Below are 25,744 nucleotides of genomic sequence, written 5' to 3'. Positions count from 1 at the left end.
GGCGGATGAACGACCTAAAGACGCGGAATCGGGGTGGTTTCCTGTCGTTCTCGCTGCTGGTGACAGCGCGGCGCAAGAGCGGCGGCCCTGGGGCGCGATCGATCGCTTCTACTGCCCCGTCACCCCGGACTGGTTCCGGGGTCCACCCCGCGGCGAGGAGAATGGCTGGAGGCACGGGCCATATGCCCGCGGCCCGGTGTACCCCGGAACCAGTCCAGGGTGACGGGGTAGGCTGGATCACTCGCAACCATTCCAGTATGGCCTCTATCAAGAGTGTGCGTGCGACTTTTAGAATTTCGGGTTTGCAGCGTCCGTCGCATCGCATTACCTCTCGGCCGATCAAATGGCAGTGGAAGCGACATGGCCCTCGACCCCGATACCTTCGAAGCGCTGATCGACACCGTCCGGCGGTTCGTCGCCGAACGGCTCCGCCCGCTGGAGGCGGAGGTCGAGGCGGCGGATGCGATTCCGGAGGGGATCGTCGCCGAGATGAAGGACATGGGCCTGTTCGGCCTGTCGATCGCCGAGGACTATGGCGGGCTCGGCCTCGACATGGTCGAGGAATGCCGCGTCGCGATCGAGATGGGGCGGACGACCCCCGCCTTCCGCTCGACCTTCGGCACCAACGTCGGCATCGGCAGCCAGGGGCTGGTGATGGCCGGCACCCCCGAACAGAAGGCGCTGTGGCTGCCGAAGATTGCCAGCGGCGAGATCGTCACCAGCTTCGCGCTGACCGAACCCGATGTCGGCAGCGATTCGGGATCGGTGAAGACGCGCGCGGTCAAGGACGGCGACGTCTACCGGCTGACCGGCACCAAGCGCTACATCACCAATGCCGATCGCGCGCAGCTGTTCACGGTGATGGCGCGCACCGGCGAAGAGAAAGGCGGTCGCGGTGTCTCGGCCTTTCTGGTGCCCAAGGACCTGCCCGGCATCAGCATCGGCGAACCCGAGAAGAAGATGGGGCAGAAAGGCGCGAAGGTCGCCGACGTGCATTTCGACGACGTCCCCGTCCCCGCCGCCAACCGATTGGGCGCCGAGGGCGAGGGCTTCAAGATCGCGATGCGCGTGCTCGATCGCGGCCGGCTCCACATCAGCGCGGTGTGCGTCGGCGTCGCCGAGCGGCTGATCGCCGACAGCGTCGCTTATGCCGGCAGCCGCACGCAATTCGGCCAGCCGATCGCCAGCCACCAGCTCATCCAGGGCATGATCGCCGACATGAAGACCGAGGCGCTGGTCGCTCGGGCGATGGTGATGGAGACCGCCGCGGCGAAGGATCGCGGCGACGATGTCGTGCTCGAATCGGCGGCGGCGAAATATTTCGCCAGCGAGATGGTCGGCCGCGTCGCCGACAAGGCGGTGCAGATCTACGGCGGCGCCGGCTATATCGCCGATTACGGTATCGAGCGGCTGTATCGCGACGTCCGCCTGTTCCGCATCTACGAAGGCACCAGCCAGATCCAGCAGGTCATCATCGCCCGCGAGACGATGAAGCGCGGCGGGTGAACATCCGTCACCCCGGCCTCGAGCCGGGGTGACGACAAAGGAGAGAGACATATGGACACCAACACCCTCTTCCGGCTCGACGGCCGGGTCGCGCTCGTCACCGGCGGCAGTCGCGGTATCGGCAAGATGATCGCGGCGGGCTTCGTCGCGCAGGGGGCGAAGGTCTATATCTCCTCGCGCAAGGCCGACATCTGCGAGGCCGCCGCCGCCGAACTCGGACCGGATTGCATCGCGCTGCCGCAGGACGTCAGCACCGTTGCCGGCTGCAAGGCGCTTGCCGCACAGCTCGGCGAGCGGGAGGAGCGGCTCGACATCCTCGTCAACAATGCCGGCGCCGCCTGGGGCGTGCCGTTCGAGGAATTTCCCGAGGCCGGCTGGGACAAGGTGATGGACCTCAACGTCAAATCCCCCTTCTTCCTGACGCAGGCGCTGTACGGGCTGCTCAAGGCGGCGGGAACGCCGGCGCGGCCCGCCAAGGTGATCAACATCACCTCGATCGACGGCCAGCGGCTCAATCCGTGGGAGACGTACAGCTATCACGCGTCGAAATCGGCGCTGATCTATCTCACCAAGCGGATGGCGGCGCGACTGGTGCGCGATGCGATCAACGTCACCTCGATCGCGCCGGGCGCCTTCCCAAGTGACATGAACAAGGCCGCCCGCGACCACGGCGACACGATCGCGCGCGGTATTCCCGCCGGCCGCATCGGGGTGGACGAGGATATGGCGGGCGCGGCGATCTATCTCGCCAGCCGCGCGGGCGATTATGTCGTCGGCGAGACGATCACCGTCGACGGCGGGCTGGTCCACGCCGCGGTGGGGACCAGCATCGACGCCTAGGCGCGACCAACGCGCATCACCCTCACCCTCCCGGCGCTTCGCGCCTCCTTCCCTCTCCCGGCGGGAGAGGGAAAAGACGCCGAAGGGGCGAAGGGTGAGGCCGAGCCGCACCCCGCCCCCGGACTAGCGCGCGATGCCGCCCGCCGCCAGCACCGCGAGCGTCACCAGCTCGCTGGCGGTCGAGGTCATCGGCGCGATCTGCACCGGCTTTTCCATGCCGATCAGCATCGGGCCGATGACGCTGTCGCCGCCCAGCTCGCGGAGCAATTTGGCGGAGATATGCGCCGATTGCAGCCCCGGCATGATCAGGATGTTGGCCGGCCCGGACAGGCGCGCGAACGGATAATTGGCGAGCTGGCGCGGGTTGAGCGCGACGTCGGGCGGCATCTCGCCTTCGTATTCGAAGCCGACCTTGCGCTGGTCGAGCACGCCCACCGCCTCGCGGATATTGTCGACCCAGGCGCCCTTGGGATTGCCGAAGGTCGAATAGCTCAGCATCGCGACGCGCGGTTCGTGGCCCATGCGGCGCGCGACCTGCGCGGTCTGTTCGGCGAAGTCGGCGAGCTGTTCGCCGGTCGGCCGCTCGTTGACCGTAGTGTCGGCGATGAACACCGTGTGGCTCTGGCCGACGAGGACGTGGATGCCGAACGGGGTACGCCCCGCCTCGGGATCGATCACGCGCTTCACCTGGCGCATCGATTCGGCCCAGGTGCGGGTGATGCCGGTGATCATCACGTCGGCCTCGCCCAATTGCAGCAGCGCCGCACCGAAGACGTTGCGATCCTGGTTGATCATCCGCTCGACGTCGCGGCGCAGATAGCCGCGGCGCTGCAACCGGCCGTAGACGAAGTCGACCATCTTCGGGACCAGCGGCGAATGCCGGCTGTTGTGAACCTCATACTCCTGCGGATTGGCGACGCCGAGCGCCTTCAACCGGTCGTAGACGTCGTCGCGGCCGACCAGCACCGGCGTGCCATAGCCGCCTTCCTTGAACGAGATCGCGGCGCGCAGCACCACCTCTTCCTCGCCCTCGGCGAACAGCACGCGCTTCGGCCGCGCCCGTGCACCCTCATAAGCGAGGCTGAGCACCGAGGTGGTCGGGTTGAGCCGCGCGCGCAGCGTCTGGCGATAGGCGTCCATGTCGAGGATCGGCTTGATCGCCACGCCCGAATCCATCGCCGCCTTGGCGACCGCGGACGGCACCAATTCCATCAGCCGCGGGTCGAACGGGGACGGGATGATATATTCGGGGCCGAAGCTGTGCTGCACGCCGTAAGCGACCGCCACTTCCTCGGGCACGCGCTGGCGCGCCAGTTCGGCGATCGCATTGGCGGCGGCGATCTTCATCGCATCGTTGATGCCGGTCGCCCGCACGTCGAGCGCGCCGCGGAAGATGAAGGGAAAACAGATCACGTTGTTGACCTGGTTCGGATAGTCCGACCGGCCGGTGGCGACGATCGCATCGGGGCGCGCCGCCTTGGCGAGTTCGGGGCGGATCTCCGGCTCAGGATTGGCCATCGCGAAGATGATCGGCGACGGCGCCATATGCGTGACCATCTCGGGCTTGAGCGCGCCTGCGGCGGACAGGCCGAGGAACACGTCCGCGCCCTCCAGCGCCTCGGTCAGCGTGCGCTTGGTGGTGTTGGCGGCATGCGCCGACTGCCATTGGTTCACGTCCTCGCGGCCCTGGTAGATGACGCCGGTCTTGTCGCACATGATGACGTTGTCGTGGCGCACGCCCATCGCCTTCATCAGCTCGGTACAGGCGATCGCCGCCGCACCCGCGCCGTTGACGACGAGCTTGACGTCCGACAGCCGGCGCCCGGTGAGCAGGCAGGCGTTGATCAGCCCCGCCGAAGCGATGATCGCGGTGCCGTGCTGGTCGTCATGGAAGACCGGGATGTTCATCCGCTCGCGCAGCGTCTGCTCGATGATGAAACATTCGGGCGCCTTGATATCCTCGAGGTTGATGCCGCCGAAGGTCGGCTCCATCAGCTCGACCGCGTCGATGAAGCGGTTGACGTCCTCGGTCTTCAGCTCGATGTCGATCGAATCGACGTCGGCGAAGCGCTTGAACAGCACCGCCTTGCCTTCCATCACCGGCTTCGACGCGAGCGCGCCGAGATTGCCCATGCCGAGGATCGCGGTGCCGTTCGAGATCACCGCGACCAGATTGCCCTTGGCGGTATAGTCATAGGCCATCGCGGGATCGTCGGCGATCGCCTGCACCGGCACCGCGACGCCGGGCGAATAGGCGAGCGCGAGGTCGCGCTGCGTCGCCATCGGTTTGGAGGCGATGATCTCGATCTTGCCGGGACGCCCCTCCGAATGGAACAGCAGCGCCTCGCGCTCGGAGAATTGGACGGACGCTTCGTCGGACATGGGGACCTCTCTGACGGGCTGACGCTACGGCTCTTGACCGGTTCGGGCCGGGCTTTCAACCCGCGGCGGTAGGGGTTATGATATCAGGATGAGGTCCGAGGCTCACATCCTGCCGCGCCGTCCGCGTCTACCGACGCGCGAAGATTTCGCTGAAGCGAAGGCTGGTTACGCGTCGGGATATGGCGTGGACCATATCGTTGTCGGTCGATGGCTGCTGACCTGGGGCACGCCCGGGTTCAAGGATTTTCCGGAGTGGCTCGCCGAGCAGGATAGCTAGGCCCGATGGTTAACGTGGTCTGGGGAACCGGAGCCATTGACGATATTCGGGGGATCATCCGCTACATCAACGATCACGATCCCATCGCCGCCCAAGACATTGCCATCCGACTGTTCAATCTGGGCGATAGCCTCGCCACCTTCCCACGGCGTGGCCGCCCCAAAGGCGGCATCCGTGAGATGACATCCGTTCCGCCATATATCCTACGCTACGCCGTCGAAGGCGACACCGTCTTCATCCTGTCGGTTCACCACGGCGCTCGCCATCTGGAATAATATCACCTGCCATGACCACCCCCACCCCGATGATGGCGCAATATCTCGCGCTGAAGGCCGAGGCGGAGGATTGCCTCCTCTTCTATCGCATGGGCGATTTCTTCGAATTGTTCTTCGACGATGCGCGCATCGCCAGCGGCGTGCTCGACATCGCGCTGACCTCGCGCGGCGAGCATGACGGCGAGAAGATCCCGATGTGCGGCGTGCCGATCCATGCCGCGACCGCCTATCTGCAACGCCTCATCAAGGCGGGCCATCGTGTCGCGATCGCCGAACAGACCGAGACGCCCGCCGAGGCCAAGGCGCGCGGCGGCTACAAGGCCTTGGTATCGCGCGGTATCGTCCGCGTCGTCACCGCCGGCACGCTGACCGAGGAGGCATTGCTCGATTCGCGCAGCGACAATTGGTGCGTCGCGATCGGCGAAGCGGCGGGGGCGGTGGCGCTCGCCGCCGCCGATGTCTCGACCGGACGGTTCGAGGTGATCGATTGCTCGCTCGATGCGCTCGGTGCCGAGCTGGCACGGCTCGGTGCGGCGGAGGTGGTCGCATCGGAGGCGGCCGAACAGGCGGAGGCGGCGACGACGTTGCGGCCGAAGCAGACGTTCGACAGCGGCAGCGGCGAGACGCGGCTGAAGACGCTGTTCGGCGTCGCGACGCTCGACGGCTTCGGCCAGTTCAGCCGCGCCGGGCTCGCCGCGGCGGGCGGGCTGATCGCCTATCTGGAGCATACCGCCAAGGGCGCCCTGCCCTTCCTGCGCCCGCCGCGCCTCAGCCAGGCCGCCGAGACGATGGCGATCGACGCCGCGACGCGCGAAAGCCTCGAACTGACCTGCACCACCGGCGGCCAGCGCAAGGGCAGCCTGCTCGACTGTATCGACCGGACGGTGACGGGCGCCGGCGCGCGGCTGCTGGCGAGCGACCTCGGCGCGCCGCTGATGGACAAGGCCGCGATCGATGCGCGGCTCGACCTCGTCCAGCATTTCCACGACGCCACCGGCCAGCGCGAGCAGGTCCGTGCGGCGCTGCGGGCGCTCCCCGATATCGGTCGCGCGCTCGGCCGGCTCGCGGCGGGGCGCGGGTCACCGCGTGATCTGGGGCAGCTTCGCGACGGGCTCGACGGCGCATGGCATCTCGGCGAACGGCTGGCGCAGATCGACGCGCCGCTGGCGCTGCTGGAGCGGGTGATGCCGCGGCTGCGTGGCCACGGCGCGATGATCGACCTGCTCAAGCGGGCGCTCGTCGCCGCGCCGCCGATCGAGGCGAGCGACGGCGGCTATATCGCCGCGGGCTATGACGTCGCGCTCGACGAACTGCGCGATACCGGCGCCGGCGGCCGCCGCGCGATCGCCGCGCTGGAGGCCGAGATGAAGGCGGCGACCGGCATCGCGACGCTCAAGATCCGCCACAACAACGTGCTCGGCTATCACGTCGAGGTGCCGGCGCGGTCCGCCGATCCGCTGATGAAGCCCGACAGCGGTTTCACCCATCGCCAGACGCTGGCCGGCGTCGTCCGCTTCAACACGCCCGCGCTGCACGAGGTCGCCGCGCGCGTGTCGCAGGCGGGTGCGCATGCGCTCGCCGCCGAGGCCGCGCACCTCGAGGAGCTGACCGCCGCCGCACTCGCCCACCGCGAGGCGATCGCCGCCACCGCCGATGCGCTCGCCCGGATCGACGTCGCCGCGGCGCTCGCCGAGCGTGCCGCGGAAGGGCAATGGGCGCGGCCGGCGCTCGCCGACCATCCCTGTTTCGACGTCGTCGGCGGACGGCATCCGGTGGTCGAGGCGGCGGTGGCGAAATCGGGCGACCGGTTCGTCGCCAACGACTGTACGCTCACCCCCGATTCGCGGCTGTGGCTGGTGACGGGGCCGAACATGGGCGGCAAGTCGACCTTCCTGCGCCAGAATGCGCTGATCGCGGTGCTCGCGCAGACCGGCAGCTACGTTCCCGCCACGAAGGCGACGCTGGGCATGGTCGACCGGTTGTTCAGCCGCGTCGGCGCGTCGGACAATCTTGCGCGCGGCCGGTCGACCTTCATGGTCGAGATGGTCGAGACCGCGGCGATCCTTGCGCAGGCGACGCCCAACAGCTTCGTCATCCTCGACGAGGTCGGTCGCGGCACCTCGACCTACGACGGACTCGCCATCGCCTGGGCGGTGGTCGAGGCGATCCATGAGGACAATCGCTGCCGCTGCCTGTTCGCGACGCATTACCACGAGCTGACCCGGCTGGCGGAGCGCTGCGAGGCGCTGACGCTGCACCACGTCCGCGCACGCGAGTGGAAGGGCGAGCTGGTGCTGCTCCACGAGCTCAGCACCGGGCCGGCGGACCGGAGCTACGGCCTAGCCGTCGCGCGGCTGGCGGGGATGCCGCCGGCGACGGTGGCGCGCGCGAAGGCGGTGCTGGCCAAGCTGGAGGCGGGCCGCGCCAAGACCGGCGGGCTGGCGGCGGGGCTCGACGACCTGCCGCTGTTCGCCGCGGCGCAGGTGGCGGAGGAGCAGACGTGCGACGCGATCCGCGCGGAGGTGGAATCGCTCGACGTCGACGCGCTGACCCCGCGCGAGGCGCTCGACACGCTGTATCGGCTGAAGGCACTGGCGCGGGAGGGGTAAGCCCAAGTCCTCCCCCGCAAGGGGGAGGGGGACCGCTCGGCGTAAGCCGAGTGGTGGAGGGGGAGGATGGGGCGGGAGCCTGATTATGACTCTCCCGCCCTGTCCTCCCCCTCCGTCACGCCTTCGGCGTGCCACCTCCCCCTGGCGGGGGAGGACTTTGGGTTCCCTCCCCCAAACCCCATGTCCCCTTAACCCTCTCGCCGTTATACCCCCCCGCCATGCAGCGCCGTTTCGACCACCTCCCCAACCGCCGCGCGATCGTCGATCGTCGCGCGCTCGCCGAACGGATCGCCGCGATCGAGGGCGGCGGCATCGGTCTGCGCACCCAGGCAACCGCGATCCTCAAGGAGGCGCTCGCCGAGGGACGCGCCGAGATCCAGCGCCGGCTCGCGACGCATCCGTCGCGCGGGCTGGAGGCGTCGAACGCGCAGGCCTATCTCACCGACCAGTTGCTGCGCCTGCTGTTCGATCTCGCGACGCAGCGCCTCCACCCGCTGCCCAATCCCACGACGGGCGAGCGGCTGACGCTGATCGCGGTCGGCGGCTACGGCCGGGCCGAGATGGCGCCCTTTTCCGATATCGACATCGGCTTCCTGACCCCGGGCAAGCAGACGCCATGGGCGGAGCAGGTCATCGAATCGATGTTGTACGCCTTGTGGGACCTCGCGCTGAAGGTCGGCCATTCCAGCCGTTCGCTCGACGAGATGGTGCGGCAGGCGAAGGGCGACGTGACGATCCGCACCGCCCTGCTCGAGGCCCGCTACGTCACCGGCGACGTCACGCTCTACGACGAGGCGGCGAAGCGCTTCAAGGCGGAGGTGCAGCATGGCACCGAACGCCAGTTCATCGCCGACAAGCTCGCCGAGCGCGACGCGCGCCACCGCAAGATGGGCGACACCCGCTATGTCGTCGAACCCAACGTCAAAGAGGGCAAGGGCGGGCTGCGCGACCTCCACACCTTGTTCTGGATCGGCAAGTACATCCACGACGTCCAGCGCGGGGCCGATCTGGTCGAGGTCGGCCTGCTGACCAAGGCGGAATATCGCCTGTTCCACCGTGCCGACAATTTCCTGCAGGCGGTGCGCTGCCATTTGCACAGCGTCTCGCGCCGCGCCGAGGACCGGCTGACCTTCGACGTCCAGCGCGAGATCGCGACGCGGATGCGCTTCTCGGACCGGCCCGGCAAGCCGGCGGTCGAGCGCTTCATGCAATATTACTTCCTCCAGGCGAAGACGGTCGGCAACCTCACCGGCGTGTTCCTCGCGCATCTCGACGAGCGGTTCGCGGCGCGCGGGCGGCGGTTCGGGCTGCCGACGATCCGGCGGCGGCCGGACAAATTGCACGGCTTCGTGCTCGACCGCGGCCGGCTGGCGTTGCCGCGCGACGACTATTTCAGCGAAGACCCGGTGCGGCTGATCGAGATCTTCCAGCTCGCCGACCTGCACGGCGTCGAGATCCATCCGCTCGCCATGCGCGCCGCGGCGCGCGACGCCAAGCTGATCGCGCGCCACCGCCGCGATCCCCGCGCCAATGCGCTGTTCCTCGACGTGCTGACGTCCCCACGCGATCCCGAACTGGTGCTGCGCTGGATGAACGAGGCGGGCGTGTTCGGCCGGTTCGTGCCCGATTTCGGCCGCGTCGTCGCGCAGATGCAGTTCGACATGTACCACCATTACACCGTCGACGAACACACGATCCGCGCGATCGGGCTGCTGGCGCGGATCGACCAGGGCGAGCTCAGGGACGACCACCCGCTCGCCTCGGCGATCATCAAGCATATCGTGTCGCGGCGCGTGCTCTATGTCGCGGTGCTGCTGCACGACATCGCCAAGGGGCGCGACGGCGACCATTCGATCCTCGGCGCCGAGGTGGCGGAACGGCTCTGCCCGCGCTTCGGCCTGTCGCCCGCCGAGACCGAGACGGTGGCGTGGCTGGTGCGCTGGCATTTGCTGATGTCGGCGACCGCGTTCAAGCGCGATCTGTCGGATTTCAAGACGATCCTCGACTTCTGCGAGGTGGTGCAGAGCCCCGAGCGGCTGCGGCTGCTGCTGGTGCTGACCATCGTCGATATCCGCGCGGTCGGGCCGGGCACCTGGAACGGCTGGAAGCGCCAGTTGCTCGCCGACCTCTACGAGGGCGCGGAGGAGGTGCTGCGGCTCGGCCACAAGCAGCGCGGGCGCGCCGAGCGGATCGCGACGCGGCAGGAGACGCTACAGGCGACGCTGGGCTGGGAGCCGGAGCGGTTCGCAGCCTTCGTCCGCCGCTTCCCCGAGGCCTATTGGATCGCCGAGCCCGACGACGTGCTCGCGCACAACGCGCGTTTCATCGCCGCCGCGGGCGAGGCGCAATTGTCGATCGACGCGCAGGTCTATGCGACGCGCGGCGCAACGCTGGTGACGATCTACGCCGCCGATCATCCCGGCCTGTTCTACCGGATCGCCGGCGCGATCCATGTCGCGGGCGGCAACATCATCGACGCGCGCATCCACACCACGCGCGACGGCATGGCGATCGACAATTTCCTCGTCCAGGACCCGTTCGGGCGGCCGTTCGACGATCTCGACCAGCTGAAACGGCTCAAGATGGCGATCGAGGATGCGCTCGCCAATCGCGGCAAGCTGACCGACCGGCTCGTCGCCAAGCCGGCGGCGCGGACGCGCGCGGATGCGTTCGAGATCGAGCCCAACGTGCTGATCGACAATCACGCCTCGAACCGCTTCACGGTGATCGAGGTCAATGCGCGCGACCGGCCGGCGCTGCTCAACCAGCTCGCGCAGGCGCTGTTCCAATCGAAGGTGACGCTGCATTCGGCGCATGTCGCCACTTATGGCGAGCGCGCGGTCGACACGTTCTACGTCACCGACCTGACCGGCGACCGGATCACCGCCGCGGCGCGGTTGAAGACGCTGGAACGCCGGCTGCGCACCGCGGCGATCGGCGAGATGGTCGAGATGGCGGCGTAAAAAGGGCCGGCGCGCATCGCTGCGGCCGGCCCCCCCCGATAATGCGGGCGGCAACGGGCTATTCCCCGTTGCCGCTGCGGATCAGAAGCGTGCGCGGATCGTCGCGCCATAGGTGCGCGGCTCGGCGAGATATTGCGAGAAGAGCTGGCGACCGCCGGGATATTGCGGATCCTGGAACGCCGCATTCGCCGCGCCCTCCTGGAACGGCGAGTTGAACGCGACCTGCGCGTAATCGACGTTGGTCAGGTTCTGGCCCCAGAATTCAAGGCTGATCCGCTCGTCCGGCATGCGCAGGCCGATGCGGGCGTTGACGATGGCATAGCCGTCCTGCGCCTTTTGCGGGAACAGGTCGGACCCGGTGTTATAGTCGCTGGTCATGCGCGTATCGACGTAGAACAGCGCCGAATAGCCGCCGCCGAGCTGCGGCGTCCACGACGCCGACGAGGTCGCGACGATGTCCGCCGAGTTGGACAGCGTCCGCCCCGGCAGCAGGCGCAGCGCCTGGTCGAGCGGCGCGCCCGACGAACTGCCGAGCAGCTGGTTGCGGTATTTGGTGTCGGTGACGGTCAGGCCGAGACTGACGCGGAAGTCGCGTGCCGGGACCAGCGACGCCTCCAGCTCGACGCCCTTGGCGCGGACGCCATAACCGACGTCACCCGACGGGCAGACGCCGCTGCTGGTCGCCGCGGCATTGTAGTTGCTTGCCGCCGGGAATTTGCTCTGGTCGCGGTCGCCGCCGTTGAGGCTCGACGAACAGCCGTTGATGTTCTGCACGAGGAAGACCGTGCCGTTGAAGGTGTTGAGCTGGAAGTTGCTGAAGTCCTGGATGAATGCCGCGGCGGACAAGGTGAACGGGCCGGTGCCGTATTTCGCGCCGACCTCGAACGAATTGACCGTCTCGGGCGCGAACTGGAGGGAATTGGCGAGCGCCTGCGCGCCGCCGAGCTGCGCGAAGGTCTGCACCGGCTGTTTGAGCGCCGAACGATCGAGGTTGAAGCCGCCTGCTTTGTAGCCACGCGAATAGCTGCCGTAGAGCAGCAGGTCGTCGATCGGCTTCCACGACAGGATCGCGGTGCCGGTGAAACGGTCTTCCTTGCGCCGGCTGTTGATCGACACGCCGTTCAGCTCGGCGGTGTTGTTGCCTTGGCAGGCGAGACCGATGATGCCGGCGGCGGTCGCCGCCAGACCGGGGTTCGCCAGCAGCGGCAACAGCGAGTTCTGGGTGGTGACGCAACCGACGTTGTCGTTGGTGAAGCTCGCGTCGAACTTCTTGCGCTCGTTGGTGTAGCGCGCGCCGAGCGTCAGATCGACGGTGTCGGTGACGTGAAAGATATTGTGGGTGAAGATCGCCCAGTTGCGGCTGTTCTGGTTGTAGACGTCGCGGGTCGAGCCCTTGTCGTTGATGCCGTCGAGCGTGTCGATCGCACCCACGATCGTCCGCCCTGCCGCACCGAACGGCGAAGCGACGCCCGGCACGACGCCGCTGAGCACCGCGCGGCCGGTCGCGCTGAGGCAGCCCGTGTTGCCCGGCGCGTAGAATTGCGCGAGCGCGCTGCCCGAGACGAGACGGCAGGTGGCGAAACGGCCATATTGGCTGCCGAAGCGCAGGTTATCGAGAACGCGCAGATCCTCGTTGGCGAAGAAGCCGCCGACCAGCCAGTCGAGCTTCTCGCCGAACAGCGAGCCGTTGAGGCGCAGTTCCTGGGTGAAGGTGCGGAAGCGGCGCGCCGAATCGCCGTTGGCGGCGCGATAGAGGATGTCGACGCGGCTATAGTCGGTGTCCGATCCCTGATCCGAATCGTAATCGCGGTATGCGGTGATCGAGGTCAGCTTGGTGGTGCCGAAGGTCCAGTCGAGCTGACCGGAGACGCCCCAATCCTTGGTGATGCCGGCGAAGCTGCGGCCGGCGCTCACCGACACGTCTCGGCTGTAGCCGGGACTGGTGACCAGGCCGAGCGGCTGGCCGAGGTCGCGGATGACGTTGACGATGTTGTTGCCGTTGGCGCCCGCCGCGAGGCCGGCGTTGACCGATGCGGCGGGATTGTTGAGATTGCCCACCGCCTCGTTGACGCCGCGGTCGACATAGGTGGCGGCGCAGCATTTCTCGTCGCGATGCGTATAGTCGCCGATCAGGCGGAAGGTGACGTCGGTGCTCGGCTCGAACAGCAACTGGCCGCGCAGGAAGTAGCGGTTGCGGTCGTTGACGTCGGTGTTGTTGGTATAATCGCGATAGAAGCCGTCGCGCTTGACGTAGACGCCGTCGATCCGCGCCGCGATCGTCTTGCTGAGCGGCAGGTTGAGGTTGCCGGAGAAACGGTAGAAATCGTAATTGCCGTAGGTCGCCTCGGCACCGCCGCTGAAGCCCTGGAACGAGGGTGCCTTGCTGATGATGCTGATCAGGCCGGCGGAGGAGTTGCGGCCGCCGAGCGTGCCCTGCGGGCCGCGCAGCACCTCGACTCGGTCGATCTCGCCGAGTTCGGTGAGGCCGATGCCCGAGCGCGAGCGGTAGACGCCGTCGATGAACACCGCGACCGAGCTTTCCAGCCCGGGATTGTCGCCGACGGTGCCGATGCCGCGGATACGCGCCGAGCCGTTCGATTCCGACCCGGTCGAGGACACCAGCAGCGAGGGCGCGAGCTGGTTGAGCTGGCGGATGTCGCTGGCACCCGAATTCTGCAACGTCTCCGCGGTGATCGCCGACACCGCCACGGGCACGTCCGACAGCGCCTGGGCGCGGCCCTGCGCGGTGATGACGATATCCCCCTGATCGCCCTCGTCCTGCGCGACCGACCCCGCCGCGGTCGGCGAGGTGGTCTGGGTCGCCGGGCTCGACGGTTCGGGCGAATTGTTCTGCGCCATGACGGGCGAGGCAATTGCGATCGTCGCTGCCGACAGCAGATACGCAGTAAGGCGCATGGTCATCCTCTCCTCTGCCGATTTCGATTTTCGAATATCGGGTTTTCTTTTGAGGCTAGGGTCGCGCAGGTGTGAGCGTCTAGTAATTTGTGGTTGGGGTTCGCATTTTCGAACCAAGTGTCGCCAAAGCGCAACACCGGGCCCGTTGCCGGACCCGGTGTTCGAAAAATCCTTGACGTCGCGGCAGGTGCCGGATCGGCGGGATTATTTGGGCGCGAGCACCATCAGCATCTGACGGCCTTCCATGCGCGGATAGGCCTCGACCTTGGCGACCTCGGCAACCTGCTCCGCGACGCGCTGAAGCACCGCCATGCCGAGCTGGCCGTGGCTCAGCTCGCGACCGCGGAAGCGCATCGTGACCTTGACCTTGTCGCCCTCCTCGATGAACTCGACGACCTTCTTCATCTTGGTGTCGTAATCGTGGTCGTCGATGTTCGGACGCATCTTGATCTCCTTGATCTCCTGCGTCTTCTGCGACTTGCGGGCGAGGTTCGCCTTCTTCTGCGCCTCGTATTTGAACTTGCCGACGTCGAGGAACTTGGCGACGGGCGGATCGGCGTTCGGCGACACCTCGACCAGATCCAGGCCGAGTTCCTGCGCTTGCGCCATCGCCTCGCGCGTGTACATCACGCCAAGATTCTCGCCCTCATGGTCGATCACGCGGACCTTGGGGCTGACGATCCACTCGTTGAAACGAGGGCCATTCATTGGCGGCGCCTGATTCGGTCGGCGCATCATGGGAGGACGTATGGGTATAGCTCCTGTGGTGGTTTGTTCGCTATATAGGCGAATACCGAGCAGATTTGAAGGCTAGTCGAGGTCATTCAATCGGATCGTCACGCCGGCGAGCAACGCGGCCACCGGCTGATCGGCTTCGAACTCCTCGACGTCGGTATACATGCCGTCAACGGGCGCACGATGAACGCGGATCGTCTGTCGTACGGCGTCGACCACCCAGTAATCGCGAACGCCATGTTCCGCGTAAAGCGGCGCCTTGACGCGCAGGTCGTAACCCAGCGAGCTGTCGGCGACCTCGATCACCAGCACGAGATCCGGCCCCCTAACCTGTCGCGGCAGGCCACCGACGGCCCATATCGCCAGATCGGGTTCAAGGAGCCGGACCGGCGACAGCGTAACCGAGGGCTCGACGAACAGCCGCAGGTCGTCCGGCAGGGCCCGCGCGAACGCCCGTGTCAGCCGCGACTTCATGAGCTCGTGCCAATCCGCCTTCGCCGCCGCCATCGGTACGATCTCCCCGTCGATCAGCTCGAAATTGTCGTCTTCCACGAACACGCCCGCCGCCGTCAGATCATAGACCTGATCGACGGTGAGCCGCTGTGGGATCGTACCGGCATGGATCGCCTGCAGGATCGTCATGACACCTCCATCAGCGCAGATCGGGCGGAGTCGCCTCCTCGCGCAGCATAGCGACCACCTCGTCGACCGTCACGATCTGTTGCGCCTGGCTGCCGAGGCGGCGGACGGCGAGCTTGCCCTCCTCCGCCTCGCGCTTGCCGACGACGAGCAGCACCGGGACCTTCGCCACCGAATGTTCGCGCACCTTGTAGTTGATCTTCTCGTTGCGCAGGTCGGTCTCGACGCGGATACCCGCCTTGCCCAGCGTCGCCGCCACGTCTTCGGCATAGCCGTCGGCATCCGAGACGATCGTCGCCACCACCGCCTGCACCGGCGACAGCCAGAGCGGGAAGCGGCCGGCGTGATGCTCGATCAATATGCCGATGAACCGCTCGAACGTGCCGAGGATCGCGCGGTGGAGCATGATCGGGCGGTGGCGATTGCCGTCCTCGCCGACATAGCTGGCGTCGAGTCGCTCGGGCAGCACGGTGTCGGTCTGGATCGTGCCGACCTGCCACGTCCGGCCGATCGCGTCGGTCAGGTGGAATTCGAGCTTGGGCGCGTAGAAGGCGCCCTCGCCCGGCAGTTCCTCCCAGCCATATTCGGGCGTGTCGCGGCCGGTCGCGGCGACCGCGTCGCGCAGCGACTGTTCCGCCCAGTCCCACATCTCCTCCGAGCCGAAGCGCTTCTCGGGCCGCAGCGCCAGCTTGATCGCGTAAGAATCGAAGCCGAGATGCTGGTAGACCGAGTCGAGCAGCTCGCAGAACTTGCGCACCTCGTCGACCAACTGGTCCTCGCGCACGAAGATATGCGCGTCGTCCTGCGTGAACTGGCGGACGCGCATGATGCCGTGCAGCGCGCCGTGCGGCTCGTTGCGGTGGCAGCAGCCGAATTCGGCCATGCGGATCGGCAGGTCGCGGTACGATTTGATCCCCTGTTTGAAGATCAGCACGTGCGCCGGGCAGTTCATCGGCTTGAGCGCCATCAGATCGCCCTCGCCCGACAGGACCGCGCCCTCATCCTCGGTATTGGGCACCTCATCGGGCACGACGAACATATTCTCGCGATATTTGCCCCAGTGGCCCGACTGCTCCCACTGTTTGGCGTCCATCAGCTGCGGCGTCTTCACCTCGGCGTAATCGGCGGCGTCGAGCCGGCGCCGCATATAGGCTTCGAGCTGGCGCCACAGAAGGAAGCCCTTGGGGTGCCAGAACACCGAACCCTGCGCCTCCGACTGGAGGTGGAACAGGTCCATCTCCTGGCCGATCTTGCGATGGTCGCGCTTCGCCGCCTCCTCCAGCATGAAGAGATGCTGGTCGAGCTGCTTTTTGTTGAGCCAGCCGGTGCCGTAGATGCGGCTCAGCATCGCGTTCTTCTGGTCGCCGCGCCAATAGGCGCCCGACACGCGCGTAAGCTTGAACGCTTGTGGGTCGAGCTTGCCGGTCGACGCCATGTGCGGCCCGCGGCACATGTCGAGCCATGCGCCCTGACGATAGATCGTCAGTTCCTCGTTGTCGGGCAGTTCGGCGGCCCATTCGGCCTTGAAGGTCTCGCCCTGCTTTTTCCACGTCTCGATCAGCTGCTCGCGCGTCCACACTTCCCGCGTGAAGGGCTCGTTCCTCGCGATGATGCGGCGCATCTCGGCTTCGATCGCGGGCAGGTCCTCTTCGGTGAAGGGGCGGTCCTTCGGCGCGAAATCGTAATAGAAGCCGTCGTCGGTCGCCGGGCCGAAGGTGATCTGCGTGCCGGGGAACAGATGCTGCACCGCCTCGGCCATCACATGCGCGAGATCGTGGCGGACGAGTTCGAGCGCGTCCGCCTCGTCCTTCGCGGTGACGAGAGCGAGGTTGGTGTCGCCCTCGAATGGCCGGTTGAGATCGCGCACCTGCCCATCGATCCGCGCGGCGAGCGCCGCCTTGGCGAGGCCGGGACCGATCGCAGCGGCGACGTCCGCCGGGGTAGTCCCGGGCGCAACCTCGCGGACGGAACCGTCGGGCAGCGTGATACGGAACATGGCGGACATGATGGACTTTCAGGTTGGTTGAGGGAGCCGCGAATAAAGCGCCGCGGGGTATATAGGCAAGCGTTGCCGTAATTCCTCCCCGGCACGCGGAAGTGGCACGGCACAGACGTGACGGAGGGGGGGCCTCCACGAGCGCAGCGTCTGCGGCGAGGCCCCCTCCACCACTCGGCTGCGCCGAGCGGTCCCCCTCCCCGTACCGGGGCGGATTCAGGCGATACCGAACGGCACGACGCAATTGGTCTGCGTATGGCCGATCTCCGCCCGGCCGAGATACGGCACGCCGAGATCCCCGCACCAGCGCCGGATCATGAACTCCAGCGTATCGCCCCATTCGGGCTCGTTGGGCTGGACCGCGGTCACCGCGCCGAGGCGGACGCCGGCGATCCCCTTGAGCTGCGTCGCATGGCCCATGTGGAACAACAGCCGGTCGATATTATACATCGGCTCCGACACTTCCTCGATCAGCAGGACATGGTCGGTGAGGTCGGGCAGATAGGGCGTGCCGATCAGCGCGCCGAGGATCGACAGGTTGAACGCCGCCGCGGGGCGGCCATCGAGCCCCGGCTCCAGCCCCTGCCGGTCGCCGCGTGCCAGCCAGCCGAGCGACCGCGCGATCGTCTGGTCGCCTTGCCGGCGGCGGATGTCGCTTGCCATCGGGCCATGGCAGGGCCGGCCGATCCGCCGCGCGTAGAGCGCGCCGAGCAGGAACCCCATGTCGGAATAGCCGAGATAGCTCTTGTGCCGCGCCGCCGGGCCGAGTTGCGGCATCACCAGCGGCAGGATGCGGTTCGAGCCATAGCCGCCGCGCAGGAACCAGATCGCGTCGAAGCCGGGATCGTTGGCGAATTCGAGGAAGGCCGCCGCACGCCGCGCGTCGTCGCCGGCGAAATGGCCTGCGGTCTCCCAGCATTGCGGATGGACGACCAGATCGACCTCGGGATAGGCCAAAGCGGCGAAGGCGATGAACGGCGCCTCGGCATCCTTGTTGCCGATGCTCGCCGGCGCCACCACCCCTATCCGCATCGTCTCGTCGCTCCGCCTCGTCGCAGAGCCTTGCCCCTACGCGGCCGCGTCGATAGCGCAGCGTCATGGCGAACGGCAATCTTTCCGGCCCGGTGGCGGGCAAGCGCTTCTTCCTCGTCGGTATCGGCGGATCGGGGATGATGCCGTTGGCGACGATCCTGTCGGGGCGCGGCGCGATCGTCGCCGGCTCCGATCGCGGGCTCGACCAGGGCCGCGTCCCCGCCAAGTTCGACGCGTTGCGCGCGCGCGGCATCGCGCTGTTCCCGCAGGACGGCAGCGGCGTGGCGTCGGCGGAGCAGATCGTCGTCGCCTCCGCCGCGGTCGAGGACAGCGTCGCCGATATCGTCGCGGCGACGCGGCTCGGTTGCGCGAGGGCGAGTCGGGCGGAATTGCTCAGCGCGCTGTTCAACCAGAGCGCGCTGCCGATCGGCGTCGCCGGCACCAGCGGCAAGTCGACCGTCACCGGCATGATCGGCTGGATCCTCCATGCCGCCGGGCGCGATCCGACGGTCATGAACGGCGCAGTGATGAAGAATTTCGCGCGCCCCGAAGCGCCCTTCGCCAGCGCGCTGGTCGGCAACGGCGAGGCGTTCGTCAGCGAGGTCGACGAGAGCGACGGGTCGATCGCGCATTATCGGCCGCGGATCGCGGTGCTCAACAACGTCAGCCTCGACCACAAGGGGCTGGAGGAGTTGCGCAGCCTGTTCGCCGGCTTCATCGCGCGCGCGGAGACCGCGATCGTCAACATCGACAATGCCGAGGCGGCGGCGCTCGCCACGGCGCTGCCGGCGGCGCAGGTCGCGAGCTTCGGGCTCGATCGCGACGCCGATTTCGCCGCGCGCGCGATCGTCGAGGCGCCGTTCTCGGTGAGCTTCGACCTCATCGCCGGCGGCGGTGCGCCGATCGCGGTGCGGTTGCAGGTACCGGGGCGCCACAACGTATCCAACGCGCTCGCCGCGATCGCCGCCGCGGTCGCCGCCGGCGTGCCGCTCACCGTTGCCGCCGCGGCGATCGGCGGCTTCACCGGCCTGCGCCGCCGCTTCGACCTGGTCGGCGAGGCGGGCGGCGTCGCGGTGATCGACGATTTCGGCCACAACCCCGACAAGATCGCCGCGACGCTCGACACGCTGCACGCCTTTCCCGGCCGGCTGCTGCTGCTGTTCCAGCCGCACGGTTATGGCCCGCTCAAGGTGATGCGCCGCGAATTGGTCGGGACGCTGGCGGGCAAGCTGGCGCCGGGCGACGTGCTGGTGCTGCCCGATCCGGTCTATCACGGCGGCACCGTCGCGCGCGAGGTGACCAGCGCCGACATCGTCGCCGACCTCGCCGCCGCCGGCCGCGATGCGCGCCACGTCGCCGATCGCGCTGCGGCGGCGGCGATGCTGGTCGCCGGGGCCCGCGCGGGCGACCGGATCGTCGTGATGGGCGCGCGCGACGACACGCTGAGCCTGCTCGCCGCGGACATGCTGGAGTCGCTGCGCGCGCGCGGCTAGACCGGCGGGCAGGAGGTACGCGTCATGAAGCTCTTCACCCAGCATCCGGCATCGGTCGGGGAAAGCTATATCGAGCATTGCGGCGTCGCGACGCGGTTCGGGCTGCGCATGATCGGCGGCGGTGTCGCCGCACTGATCCACGGTGTGCTGCCGTTCGTCTTCACCACCACCGGCAGCCGCACGATCGCCGCGCTCCACGCCGAGATGGTCGCCAAGCGCGGCGACACCGCGCAGACGCATACGGTGGAATTCGTCATCTGATTGTCAAGTTCGCTTGACGTAAAGCGTCCTTTCCATGTAAAGCTTCCTTCACAACGAGTCGAAGGAGGACGGATCATGTTCGAGATGTGGCGTGAGCGGCGGGGCGAGCAGCAACGCAATCCGGCGCAGCGGCGCTACGTACGGCGGTTCCTGCCGACGATGGCCGCTTATGTCGTGATCCTGTTCGCGGTGACCGGCTATTTCCGCGATCATCACCCGTCCGGCGCGTTGCTCGTGCTGCTGTCGGTGCTGCCGGCCTTGCCGCTGGTGGCGGCGATCGGGGTGATCGGCCTGTATCTGAGCGAGGAGCGCGACGAATTCGTCCGCCATCGGCTGATCCTCGCGATGATCGGCGGCACCGGCGTCTTGCTGACGATCACCACCGTCTGGGGCTTTCTCGAAATGAATGCGGTGGTGCCGCATTTCCCGACCTTCCTCGCCTTTCCCCTGTTCTGCGCCGCCTTCGGGCTGATCCAGTGCGCGATGGGCGTGCGCGACCGGATGACGGGGGAGCGGCCGTGACCAACCGCCTGCGCGACCTGCGGAGCGATCGCGGCTGGTCGCAACAGCACCTCGCCGAGCACCTCGATGTCAGCCGGCAAAGCGTCAATGCGATCGAGACGGGCCGCTACGATCCGTCCCTGCCGCTCGCATTCCGCATCGCCGAACTGTTCGGCCTCGCCATCGAAGACATTTTCGTCAGTCCGTCGAAGGAGCAATGACATGATCCGACATCTCGCCCTGCGCCTCGCAGTGACGGCGTTCCTCGACGACGCGGACGGGCGAGGATGACGCGCCACGCCGCGCGCGATACACAGCCGGCATGACAGACCCGCGCCCCCGCCTCGCCTATCACCACACGCCCGGCACCGGGCCGACGATCGTCTTCCTGCCGGGCTATGCCTCGGACATGCAGGGCGCCAAGGTGCTGGCGTTGGAGGCATGGGCGCGCGCCGGGGGCCGCGCGTTCCTGCGCTTCGATTACGGCGGCTGCGGGCAGAGCGAGGGCGCGTTCGAGGAGCAGACGCTCGCCGGCTGGCGCGACGACGTGCTGGCGATGCTCGATCAGGTCGCGACCGGGCCGGTGGTGCTGGTCGGCTCGTCGCTGGGCGGCTGGCTGATGCTGCTCGTCGCCAAGCTGCGCGCCGAACGGGTGGTCGGGCTGGTCGGCATCGCGCCGGCGCCCGATTTCACCGACTGGGGCTTCACCACCGAGGAGAAGATGGCGATCCTCACCGAGGGACGGCTGGAGCGCGCCAATCCCTACGGCCCGGCGCCGACCGTCTATACGCGCGCCTTCTTCCAGTCGGGCGAGGCCAATCGGCTGATGTTCGGGACGATCCCGGTCGACGGCCGGGTGCGGTTGGTGCAGGGCCAGGCGGACAAGGACGTGCCGTGGCATCGCACCGTGCGACTCGGCGAGATGATCCGTTCAGCCGACGTGCAGACGCTGCTGATCAAGGACGGCGACCACCGGCTGTCGCGCGCGTCCGATATCGCGCTGATCGTCCGGGCGACCGAGGATGTGTTGCGATGATCCTGATCCTGGCCGCGTTGCAGGCCGCCGCCGCGCCCGCACCGAAGGCGACTATCCCCAACGTCGATCCGCGCGAGGCGCGCTACGATCGCTGCCGCCAGCTCGCGGTCAGCGACCCCGCCGCGGCACGGGTCGAGGCGACGCGCTGGGCGACGGGCGGGGGCGCGTGGTTCGCCCGGCAATGCGCCGGGCTGGCGCTGGCGCAGCAGGGCGAGTTCGCCGCCGCCGCGACCGAATTCACCGCCGCCGCCAGGGCCGCCGACGCAGCGCACGACAAGCGCGCCGCCAATTACTGGGCGCAGGCGGGCAATGCGCGGCTGGCGGCTGGCGACGTCCCCGGCGCCCGCGCGGCGCTCGACACCGCCCTGGTCGCGGGAACGCTGGAGGGGCTGGCGCTCGGCGAGGCGCAGCTCGACCATGCGCGCGTCCTCGTCGCCGCGGGCGAGCTGCCGGCGGCGCGACGCGACATCGATCTGGCGCTCGCCGGGGCGGGCGACGATCCGCTCGCCTGGCTGCTGTCGGCGACGCTGGCGCGGCGCATGGGCAACGTGACGCGCGCGAAGACGGACATCGCCGAGGCGCTGCGCCGCTCGCCCGACGACGCCTCGGTGCAGCTCGAAGCCGGCAATATCGCCGCCTCGACGCAGGACGAAGCGGGCGCACGCGCCGCCTGGGCGGAAGCGGCGCGGCTCGCCCCCAATGCCCCGGCGGGCCAGCATGCGCGCGCCGCGCTGGCGCAGTTCGGCGACGCGCCGGTGTCCGCCAAGGTGCCGGCGGGGCGGTAACGTCTTCGCGCGTGCGATGACCCGGCGTTCGGAGACTTCGCCCGGACACCCTCTGGCGCGCCGTGCGTTGGCATCTTAAATCCGGACCATCAACCGCAGGACCCCCGCATGCAGTATCTCCACACGATGATCCGCGTCAGCGATCCCGACGCGACGATCGCCTTCTTCCGCGTCCTCGGGCTCGAGGAAGTGCGGCGGATCGAAAACGAGGCGGGACGCTTCACGCTGATCTTCCTCGCCACCGCCGAGGACCGCACGATCGGCGATCGCCGCGCCGAGGTCGAGCTGACCTACAATTGGCCCGCCGAGGACGGTACGCCGCCGGAGACCTATACCGGTGGCCGCAACTTCGGCCATCTCGCCTATCGCGTCGACGATATCTACGACAGCTGCCAGCGGCTGATGGCGTCCGGCGTGACGATCAACCGGCCGCCGCGCGACGGCAATATGGCGTTCGTGAAGACTCCCGACGGCATCTCGATCGAGCTGCTCCAGGCCGGCGATGCGCTGGCCCCTGCCGAGCCCTGGTCGTCGATGCCGAACACCGGGAGCTGGTGACATGACGCTGGCGATCGTCCGCGTCCCCGTGCTGACCGACAATTACGCCTGGCTGCTCCACGATCCCGCGAGCGGCGAGACGGTGGCGGTCGATCCGGGCGAGGCGGCACCGGTACAGGCCGCCGCAGCCGAGCGGGGCTGGACGATCGACCAGGTGTGGACGACGCACTGGCACCCCGACCATACCGGCGGGAATGCCGCGTTGCAGGCGGCGGGCGCGCGGATCACCGGCCCCGCCGCGGAGGCCGCCAAGATCCCGACGCTCGACGCGACCGTCGGCGAGGGCGACGTGGTACGGATCGGCACCGAGGTGGCGAGCGTGTGGCACGTGCCGGGCCACACCGCCGGCCATATCGCCTTCCACCTCGCCGGGGCGGAGGCGATCTTCACCGGCGATACGCTGTTCGCGCTCGGCTGCGGGCGATTGTTCGAAGGCACGCCGGCGGAAATGTTCGCCAACATGCAGCGCTATGCGACGCTGCCCGACGCGACGCAGGTCTATTGCGGTCACGAATATACCCAGTCGAACGGTCGCTTCGCGCTGACCGTCGAGCCGGACAATGCGGCGCTGGCGACGCGGATGACGGCGGTCGATGCGGCGCGCGCGGCGGGCGAGGCGACGGTGCCGACGACGATCGCGCTGGAGCGGGCGACCAACCCCTTCCTGCGTGCCACCGACGCCGCGGAGTTCGCCAAGCTACGTGAACTAAAGGATAATTTCCGCGGCTGAAACGTTCCGGTCGCGGTGCAGGAGACGTGCTGATGATGACCGTGAGACCTTTCGTCGCGTTGCTCGCTGTCTGTGCGGCGGGCTGTACGCAGACCCCGAAGCAAGTCGCCGCCGCGGAGCAGGCGAGCGCCGTCGCCGCCACCGATCTGGCCAAGGAACTGGCCGGGCTGACGCCGGGCAGGTCGGGAACCTGCATGCCGCCCTTCCCGAGCACGCAGGTCAAGGCTTTCGGCCCGACGATCGTCTATGTCGCCAGCAACGGCGTGAAATACCGCAGCGATACCGCCGGCGGCTGCGAGCGGATCGCGCGCGGCGACATCCTCATCACCCGCACGGTCACCGGCCAATTGTGCCAGGGCGACATCGCCACGACGGTCGATTCGGCATCGCGCACGTTCACCGGCAGTTGCTCGTTCGGGCCGTTCGTCCGCTACAGCCGAGACGGCAAATGATCCGCCCGCTGCTGATCGCCGCACTGGCGCTGCCGCTGCTCGCCGCCAAGTCCGATCCTCTCGCCGGGCGGGTGGCGGAGGCTCCCGCCAATTGCATCAGCCTGTCGTCGATGCAGGGGCCGTCGATCGTCGACGCGCATACCATCCTCTACACGCAGGGTGCGCGCGTGTGGAAGACCGGCCCGGTCGGTGCCTGCCCGTCGCTGGCGCCGCTGACGACATTGGTGATCGACGTCTATGGCGGGCAATTGTGCAAGAACGACCGGTTCCGGGTGATCACGCCGGGGATGACGATCCCGTCGGGCTATTGCCGGTTCACCGAGTTCACGCCGTACGTGCGGGTGAAGAAATAGCGTTCACACCGGTCGCTCGACGCATGGTGAAGGGCGTCGCGCCTCGATGTGCTTCGACGGGCTCGGCCACGAACGATCGGGTCCGTGGCCGTGCCGATTACAGCACGAACCGGCTGAGGTCGGTATTGCGCGCGATCCCCGCGAGCTGCTTGTCGACATAGGCAGCATCGACCGTCACCGCATCGGTGCGGTCCTCGGCATCGAAGCTCACCTCTTCCAGCAGCTTCTCCATCACCGTCTGCAACCGCCGCGCGCCGATATTCTCCACCTGGCCGTTCACCTCGGCGGCGATGCGCGCGATCGCGGCGATGCCGTCCTCGGTGAAGCTCACCTCGGCGCCTTCGGTGGCGAGCAGCGCCTTGTATTGCAGCGGCAGCGACGCCTTGGTGTCCGACAGGATCGCGATGAAATCCTCTTCGGTCAGCCCCTTCAGCTCGACGCGGATCGGCAGGCGGCCCTGCAGCTCGGGCAACAGGTCGCTGGGCTTGGCGACGTGGAACGCGCCGCTGGCGATGAACAGGATATGGTCGGTCTTCATCGGCCCGTATTTGGTCGCAACCGTCGTGCCCTCGATCAGCGGCAACAGGTCGCGCTGCACGCCCTCGCGGCTGACCGAGCCGCCGCGCACGTCGCTCACCGCGATCTTGTCGATCTCGTCGAGGAAGACGATGCCGTTCGCCTCGGCATCGGCGAGCGCGGTGCGGCTGACCTCGTCCTGGTCGAGGCGCTTGTCCGCCTCTTCCTCGACGAGCTTGTCCCAGGCCGCGCGCACCGACAGCTTGCGGCGCTTCAGCGGCTGACCGCCGCCGAACGACTTCATCATTTCCGACAGATTGATCATCTGCGGCCCGGCACCGGGCACCTCGAACGGGGTGGCGGCAGCCTGTTCCAGCTCGATCTCGATCTCGGTCGCGTCGAGATGGCCGTCGGCGAAGCGCTGCTTGAAGCTCTCGCGCGTCGCCGCGCTCGAATCCTTGCCGACCAGCGCGTCGAGCAGGCGCTTCATCGCCGCCTCCTCGGCCTTGTCCTTCACCGCGACGCGGCGGCGTTCCTTCTCCAGCCGGATCGCTTCCTCGACCAGGTCGCGCGCGATCTGTTCGACGTCGCGGCCGACATAGCCGACCTCGGTGAACTTGGTCGCCTCGACCTTGACGAAGGGCGCGTCGGCGAGCTTCGCCAGCCGGCGGCTGATCTCGGTCTTGCCGCAGCCCGTCGGCCCGATCATCAGGATGTTCTTGGGCGTCACCTCGTCGCGCAGATCGGCGGACAGCTGCTGGCGGCGCCAGCGGTTGCGCATCGCCACCGCGACCGCACGCTTGGCGTCGCGCTGGCCGATGATATGGGCGTCGAGGGCGGCGACGATCGCCTTGGGGGTGAGGTTCTGGTTCATGGTCTGCCGGGTTGC

Annotated in this window: 22 protein-coding genes; 15 read left to right on the top strand and 7 right to left on the bottom strand. The window is 67.9% G+C overall.

What is annotated here, in order from left to right; translation table 11 throughout:
- Positions 1-360: 360 nt before the first annotated feature.
- Positions 361-1,506: an acyl-CoA dehydrogenase family protein gene (locus SFC76_RS15635; protein WP_322850338.1), complete on the top strand. Its 1,146-nt coding sequence runs from the start codon at positions 361-363 to the stop codon at positions 1,504-1,506.
- A gap of 51 nt (positions 1,507-1,557) precedes the next feature.
- The gene (locus tag SFC76_RS15630) at positions 1,558-2,346 is read left to right on the top strand and encodes an SDR family oxidoreductase (RefSeq protein WP_322850337.1); all 789 of its coding nucleotides are present in this window, start codon (positions 1,558-1,560) and stop codon (positions 2,344-2,346) included.
- Positions 2,347-2,469: 123 nt separating this feature from the next.
- Here the strand turns inward: SFC76_RS15630 and SFC76_RS15625 are convergent, their stop codons facing one another.
- Complete coding sequence (locus SFC76_RS15625; RefSeq protein WP_322850336.1) at positions 2,470-4,728, bottom strand: NADP-dependent malic enzyme; 2,259 nt, start codon at positions 4,726-4,728, stop codon at positions 2,470-2,472.
- A gap of 282 nt (positions 4,729-5,010) precedes the next feature.
- Between SFC76_RS15625 and SFC76_RS15620 the strand changes: the two genes are divergently transcribed.
- The 3 genes from SFC76_RS15620 (at position 5,011) to SFC76_RS15610 (ending at position 10,852) form a co-directional block, all read left to right on the top strand.
- Entirely contained in the window at positions 5,011-5,280 is a 270-nt protein-coding gene (locus SFC76_RS15620) for a type II toxin-antitoxin system RelE/ParE family toxin (protein WP_322850335.1), read from the top strand.
- A gap of 29 nt (positions 5,281-5,309) precedes the next feature.
- The gene (mutS, locus tag SFC76_RS15615; protein ID WP_322850461.1) at positions 5,310-7,889 is read left to right on the top strand and encodes a DNA mismatch repair protein MutS; all 2,580 of its coding nucleotides are present in this window, start codon (positions 5,310-5,312) and stop codon (positions 7,887-7,889) included.
- A 218-nt stretch (positions 7,890-8,107) separates the two neighbouring features.
- Complete coding sequence (locus SFC76_RS15610; RefSeq protein WP_322850334.1) at positions 8,108-10,852, top strand: [protein-PII] uridylyltransferase; 2,745 nt, start codon at positions 8,108-8,110, stop codon at positions 10,850-10,852.
- Positions 10,853-10,933: 81 nt separating this feature from the next.
- On the opposite strand, the gene SFC76_RS15605 is transcribed toward SFC76_RS15610, so the two are convergent.
- From SFC76_RS15605 to SFC76_RS15585, 5 genes are all read right to left on the bottom strand, one after another.
- Positions 10,934-13,768 carry a TonB-dependent receptor gene (locus SFC76_RS15605; protein WP_322850333.1) on the bottom strand — a complete coding sequence of 945 codons (2,835 nt, stop codon included), beginning with the start codon at positions 13,766-13,768 and terminating at the stop codon, positions 10,934-10,936.
- Positions 13,769-13,972: 204 nt separating this feature from the next.
- Complete coding sequence (gene infC, locus SFC76_RS15600) at positions 13,973-14,506, bottom strand: translation initiation factor IF-3 (protein WP_037534495.1); 534 nt, start codon at positions 14,504-14,506, stop codon at positions 13,973-13,975.
- A gap of 72 nt (positions 14,507-14,578) precedes the next feature.
- On the bottom strand, positions 14,579-15,145 hold the full coding sequence (locus SFC76_RS15595) for a Uma2 family endonuclease (protein WP_322850332.1): 567 nt from the start codon (positions 15,143-15,145) through the stop codon (positions 14,579-14,581).
- A 10-nt stretch (positions 15,146-15,155) separates the two neighbouring features.
- Positions 15,156-17,147 (bottom strand): threonine--tRNA ligase, encoded by a 1,992-nt coding sequence (gene thrS / locus SFC76_RS15590; protein ID WP_322850331.1) that lies wholly within the window; start codon positions 17,145-17,147, stop codon positions 15,156-15,158.
- Between the two features lie 207 nt (positions 17,148-17,354).
- The gene (locus SFC76_RS15585) at positions 17,355-18,170 is read right to left on the bottom strand and encodes an LD-carboxypeptidase (RefSeq protein WP_322850330.1); all 816 of its coding nucleotides are present in this window, start codon (positions 18,168-18,170) and stop codon (positions 17,355-17,357) included.
- Between the two features lie 65 nt (positions 18,171-18,235).
- On the opposite strand from SFC76_RS15585, the gene SFC76_RS15580 reads away from it, so the two are divergent.
- The 10 genes from SFC76_RS15580 to SFC76_RS15535 all read left to right on the top strand — a co-directional run bounded on the left by SFC76_RS15580 (position 18,236) and on the right by SFC76_RS15535 (position 24,339).
- Positions 18,236-19,663 carry a Mur ligase family protein gene (locus SFC76_RS15580; RefSeq protein WP_322850329.1) on the top strand — a complete coding sequence of 476 codons (1,428 nt, stop codon included), beginning with the start codon at positions 18,236-18,238 and terminating at the stop codon, positions 19,661-19,663.
- A gap of 24 nt (positions 19,664-19,687) precedes the next feature.
- Positions 19,688-19,924, top strand: coding sequence for a DUF6356 family protein (locus SFC76_RS15575; protein WP_322850328.1), 237 nt, complete (start codon positions 19,688-19,690; stop codon positions 19,922-19,924).
- A 75-nt stretch (positions 19,925-19,999) separates the two neighbouring features.
- On the top strand, positions 20,000-20,446 hold the full coding sequence (locus tag SFC76_RS15570; protein ID WP_322850327.1) for a hypothetical protein: 447 nt from the start codon (positions 20,000-20,002) through the stop codon (positions 20,444-20,446).
- Entirely contained in the window at positions 20,443-20,646 is a 204-nt protein-coding gene (locus SFC76_RS15565) for a helix-turn-helix transcriptional regulator (protein WP_322850326.1), read from the top strand. Before SFC76_RS15570 ends, SFC76_RS15565 begins: the two co-directional genes overlap by 4 nt.
- Positions 20,647-20,747: 101 nt before the next feature.
- A complete protein-coding gene (locus tag SFC76_RS15560; protein ID WP_322850325.1) occupies positions 20,748-21,461 on the top strand; it encodes an alpha/beta hydrolase in 714 nt (237 codons plus the stop codon).
- Entirely contained in the window at positions 21,458-22,246 is a 789-nt protein-coding gene (locus SFC76_RS15555) for a tetratricopeptide repeat protein (protein ID WP_322850324.1), read from the top strand. Before SFC76_RS15560 ends, SFC76_RS15555 begins: the two co-directional genes overlap by 4 nt.
- 108 nt (positions 22,247-22,354) lie before the next feature.
- Positions 22,355-22,804, top strand: a complete 450-nt coding sequence (locus SFC76_RS15550; protein WP_322850323.1) for a VOC family protein — start codon at positions 22,355-22,357, stop codon at positions 22,802-22,804.
- A gap of 1 nt (position 22,805) precedes the next feature.
- Positions 22,806-23,534: a hydroxyacylglutathione hydrolase gene (gene gloB / locus SFC76_RS15545; protein WP_322850322.1), complete on the top strand. Its 729-nt coding sequence runs from the start codon at positions 22,806-22,808 to the stop codon at positions 23,532-23,534.
- A gap of 32 nt (positions 23,535-23,566) precedes the next feature.
- Positions 23,567-23,986, top strand: a complete 420-nt coding sequence (locus tag SFC76_RS15540) for a hypothetical protein (RefSeq protein ID WP_322850321.1) — start codon at positions 23,567-23,569, stop codon at positions 23,984-23,986.
- Positions 23,983-24,339 (top strand): hypothetical protein, encoded by a 357-nt coding sequence (locus SFC76_RS15535; protein WP_322850320.1) that lies wholly within the window; start codon positions 23,983-23,985, stop codon positions 24,337-24,339. The genes SFC76_RS15540 and SFC76_RS15535 overlap by 4 nt, the downstream gene beginning before the upstream one ends.
- Positions 24,340-24,436: 97 nt before the next feature.
- Here the strand turns inward: SFC76_RS15535 and hslU are convergent, their stop codons facing one another.
- Positions 24,437-25,729 carry an ATP-dependent protease ATPase subunit HslU gene (gene hslU / locus SFC76_RS15530; protein WP_322850319.1) on the bottom strand — a complete coding sequence of 431 codons (1,293 nt, stop codon included), beginning with the start codon at positions 25,727-25,729 and terminating at the stop codon, positions 24,437-24,439.
- Positions 25,730-25,744 lie beyond the last annotated feature (15 nt).

Source organism: Sphingomonas sp. CD22, assembly GCF_034556155.1.
Lineage (GTDB): Bacteria > Pseudomonadota > Alphaproteobacteria > Sphingomonadales > Sphingomonadaceae > Sphingomonas.
The sequence above is the reverse complement of the archived record's forward strand: the minus strand, read 5'-3'. Positions and strand labels throughout refer to the sequence as shown.

Coding starts and splice junctions, on each gene's coding strand:
- SFC76_RS15635 (WP_322850338.1), top strand. CDS start 361: ATGGCCCTCGACCCCGATACCTTCGAAGCGCTGATCGACACCGTCCGG.
- SFC76_RS15630 (WP_322850337.1), top strand. CDS start 1,558: ATGGACACCAACACCCTCTTCCGGCTCGACGGCCGGGTCGCGCTCGTC.
- SFC76_RS15625 (WP_322850336.1), bottom strand. CDS start 4,728: ATGTCCGACGAAGCGTCCGTCCAATTCTCCGAGCGCGAGGCGCTGCTG.
- SFC76_RS15620 (WP_322850335.1), top strand. CDS start 5,011: ATGGTTAACGTGGTCTGGGGAACCGGAGCCATTGACGATATTCGGGGG.
- mutS (WP_322850461.1), top strand. CDS start 5,310: ATGATGGCGCAATATCTCGCGCTGAAGGCCGAGGCGGAGGATTGCCTC.
- SFC76_RS15610 (WP_322850334.1), top strand. CDS start 8,108: ATGCAGCGCCGTTTCGACCACCTCCCCAACCGCCGCGCGATCGTCGAT.
- SFC76_RS15605 (WP_322850333.1), bottom strand. CDS start 13,768: ATGCGCCTTACTGCGTATCTGCTGTCGGCAGCGACGATCGCAATTGCC.
- infC (WP_037534495.1), bottom strand. CDS start 14,506: ATGATGCGCCGACCGAATCAGGCGCCGCCAATGAATGGCCCTCGTTTC.
- SFC76_RS15595 (WP_322850332.1), bottom strand. CDS start 15,145: ATGACGATCCTGCAGGCGATCCATGCCGGTACGATCCCACAGCGGCTC.
- thrS (WP_322850331.1), bottom strand. CDS start 17,147: ATGTCCGCCATGTTCCGTATCACGCTGCCCGACGGTTCCGTCCGCGAG.
- SFC76_RS15585 (WP_322850330.1), bottom strand. CDS start 18,170: ATGCGGATAGGGGTGGTGGCGCCGGCGAGCATCGGCAACAAGGATGCC.
- SFC76_RS15580 (WP_322850329.1), top strand. CDS start 18,236: ATGGCGAACGGCAATCTTTCCGGCCCGGTGGCGGGCAAGCGCTTCTTC.
- SFC76_RS15575 (WP_322850328.1), top strand. CDS start 19,688: ATGAAGCTCTTCACCCAGCATCCGGCATCGGTCGGGGAAAGCTATATC.
- SFC76_RS15570 (WP_322850327.1), top strand. CDS start 20,000: ATGTTCGAGATGTGGCGTGAGCGGCGGGGCGAGCAGCAACGCAATCCG.
- SFC76_RS15560 (WP_322850325.1), top strand. CDS start 20,748: ATGACAGACCCGCGCCCCCGCCTCGCCTATCACCACACGCCCGGCACC.
- SFC76_RS15555 (WP_322850324.1), top strand. CDS start 21,458: ATGATCCTGATCCTGGCCGCGTTGCAGGCCGCCGCCGCGCCCGCACCG.
- SFC76_RS15550 (WP_322850323.1), top strand. CDS start 22,355: ATGCAGTATCTCCACACGATGATCCGCGTCAGCGATCCCGACGCGACG.
- gloB (WP_322850322.1), top strand. CDS start 22,806: ATGACGCTGGCGATCGTCCGCGTCCCCGTGCTGACCGACAATTACGCC.
- SFC76_RS15540 (WP_322850321.1), top strand. CDS start 23,567: ATGATGACCGTGAGACCTTTCGTCGCGTTGCTCGCTGTCTGTGCGGCG.
- SFC76_RS15535 (WP_322850320.1), top strand. CDS start 23,983: ATGATCCGCCCGCTGCTGATCGCCGCACTGGCGCTGCCGCTGCTCGCC.
- hslU (WP_322850319.1), bottom strand. CDS start 25,729: ATGAACCAGAACCTCACCCCCAAGGCGATCGTCGCCGCCCTCGACGCC.